1 protein-coding gene and 1 pseudogene are annotated in these 2,601 nt (G+C 46.0%); both read right to left on the bottom strand.

All coding sequences use genetic code 11. The annotated features are described in order from the left end of the window. Positions 1-79 precede the first annotated feature (79 nt). On the bottom strand, positions 80-1,651 hold the full coding sequence (locus Q0C15_RS03685) for an AMP-binding protein (protein ID WP_297216301.1): 1,572 nt from the start codon (positions 1,649-1,651) through the stop codon (positions 80-82). A gap of 309 nt (positions 1,652-1,960) precedes the next feature. Next, positions 1,961-2,601: pseudogene (locus Q0C15_RS03680) on the bottom strand (serine hydroxymethyltransferase); the annotation flags it as partial.

The raw sequence follows: 2,601 nt of genomic DNA, 5'->3' as shown, positions 1-2,601 counted from the left end.
GAGTAATTCAAATGGACATAATCCGTCTCAAAGGCGGAGCCTTAAACATTTATCTGTAAGATAAAATTATTTTCGGTTTTCAGTCCACATAGAATTCGAATCCCATAGATTTTTCCCCGGAACCGGATCTGGATCCCCTATATTTCTCCAGCTCGATCTTCCTAAGCTCCTTTCTTATTATCTTTCCGCTTATCGTCTTCGGCAGATCACTGACAAACTCTATCTTCTTTGGCCTTGCATGAGGGCCGACCAGGTTCCTAACATGCATGCTGAGCTCTCTGGCAAGATCCTCGGACGGGCTGTAACCTGATTTCAGAACAACGAAGGCCTTCACCAGATCTCCACGTATCTCGTCAGGTGTTCCAACCACTGCAGATTCAGCCACCGCCGGATGCCTCAGAAGTGCTGATTCAACCTCAAATGGCCCTATTCTGTAGTCAGATGACTTTATCACGTCATCGGATCTGGATACGAACCACACATATCCGTCATCGTCCATATAACCCATATCGCCTGTATAGTACAGGCCGTTTCTGAAGCGTTCTGCGGTCAGCGATGGATCGTTCATGTATGATACGAAAAGGCCCTCAGGCCTTCTGCTAACATCGACTGCAATGTATCCCGGGGTATTTGGGGGCAGGCGATTCCCGGAATCATCCACTATCAGTATCCTGTATGGATCGAGCGGCTTGCCCATGGATCCGGGCTTTATTCTCTGGTTCTCAAGATTGCCAACCATGAGGGTGGATTCTGATTGACCGTAGCCATCCTTTACCGTCACGCCGAGGGTGTTCCTTATACGATCGATTATCTCTGGATTCAGCGGTTCTCCAGCTGAAGCCGCTTTTCTCAGCTTGAGCCTTCTAGACGTCAGATCCTGAAGCAGAAACATGCGCCACACGGTGGGTGGAGCGCATATGCTTGTTATGGAGAATTTTTCCATTGCGTTTAGAGCATTCTCTGGATCGAACTTCCTGTATTTCATGTTGAATACGGTCGACCCTGCTATCATGGGCGAATAGTACGATGACCATCCCCATTTTGCCCACCCTGGGCTGCTTATGTTCCAGTGGGTATCGTGCGCCTTGAGATCCAGCCACTTAGCGGTTGTTTTGTGACCCATTGGATAGGTGTTGTTGTGCAGCACCATCTTTGGATTTCCCTCTGTCCCTGATGTGAAGAATATGACATGATCCGCCGATGGATCATCGAAGAATCTGCTGAAGGTTTCCGGATATTCCTCCAGTTTGCTTGATAAGCTTCCATCTTCCAGATTTATCACTCTATCGCTGTACTGTTTTAGCCGCTCACAGGATCCGTTGTCGGCTAGTATGACCTTCGGATGTAAATGATCGACCCTGTACTGTATCTGTGCGTCAGGCAGTATCGATGCTGTAGGCGCATATACGGCTCCCAAGGCTATTGAAGCCGTCACCCCATGGTATATTTCGAGCGAGTTCTCCATCATAATCATTATCCTGTTCCCTGGCCTGACCTTCAGATCATAGAGATAATTTGCAAGCCTATAGGATTTCTTGAGGAACATTCCATATGTTTCGCTCTTGGAGTTTAGATCGCTATCAGATACTATCAGGGCAGTTTTTCTCTTATCATTCTTTTCTATCACGTCTCTAACAAAGTTGAAGCCCATGACATGAAAAATCATAGTTTATATATAACATTTTTCTATTATTGATTTGTATTACTTTAAATTTATATACATCTTTATCAGAATATGCCATCGAATATTTCACAGATGTATGCTTCGACGTACGATGCCTTCAACGCGAATACCATCGCACATCAGGAAAATTGAAGCTGATGTTTCCGTTAGATATATCAAGATATATCTGGATTAATTCAGAAACATCGTTTCATAAGAATGATCAAACTATGGGAAAATGATCATGGATCCGGATCTCATCCGAATCGATCCGGATTTTCTTCGATCAAGCGCCTTTCAGATCAGTTTTATGTATGAATATCCATCCATCTTTCCATAGCAGTATTTGACCTCTCTGAATCCAGATTTTAGCTGTTTCACGTCCTGCCTGATTCTGTCCGGATCCTCATGCTTTATTATGGCTCTGGTTATGAACGACGCTATCTCCTTCATTTCTGATTTTCCCATACCGACGCGCGTTGCCTCCTGTACTCCAATCCTGATGCCACTTGGGTTCTGTGATTTCTTGTTGTCATCCCATGGAAGCAGGTTCTTATTGAGTATTATACCGCATTTTTCAAGGGTTTCTGCCACATATTTTCCTCCGCCGTTGCCGCTGACGTCCACCGCCATTGTGTGCGATTCGGTGAAGCCCCTTTTCTCAGCAAGGACCTTGAATCCGTTTGCATAGAGCTCCTCTGCAAGCGTCTTGGCATTAGCTATTATATCTTCTGCGTATTTCCTTCCAAATTCCAGCTCCTCAGCTGCTGTTATGCCAAGAGCTGCCATAGCGTTGAGGTGGTGGTTGCTCAGTACTCCAGGGAATACTGCCCGCCTGACAGCCTTCCATGTCTCTTCGTCCGTGTTGCCCAGTACAACGCCGTGCTGTGGGCCAGGGAACGTCTTGTGTGTGCTGCCAGTCATTATATCTGCCCCTT

It is taken from the genome of Thermoplasma sp. (genome assembly GCF_023256435.1).
In the GTDB taxonomy this organism is placed as follows: domain Archaea; phylum Thermoplasmatota; class Thermoplasmata; order Thermoplasmatales; family Thermoplasmataceae; genus Thermoplasma.
The sequence above is the reverse complement of the archived record's forward strand: the minus strand, read 5'-3'. Positions and strand labels throughout refer to the sequence as shown.

Coding starts and splice junctions, on each gene's coding strand:
- Q0C15_RS03685 (WP_297216301.1), bottom strand. CDS start 1,651: ATGGGCTTCAACTTTGTTAGAGACGTGATAGAAAAGAATGATAAGAGA.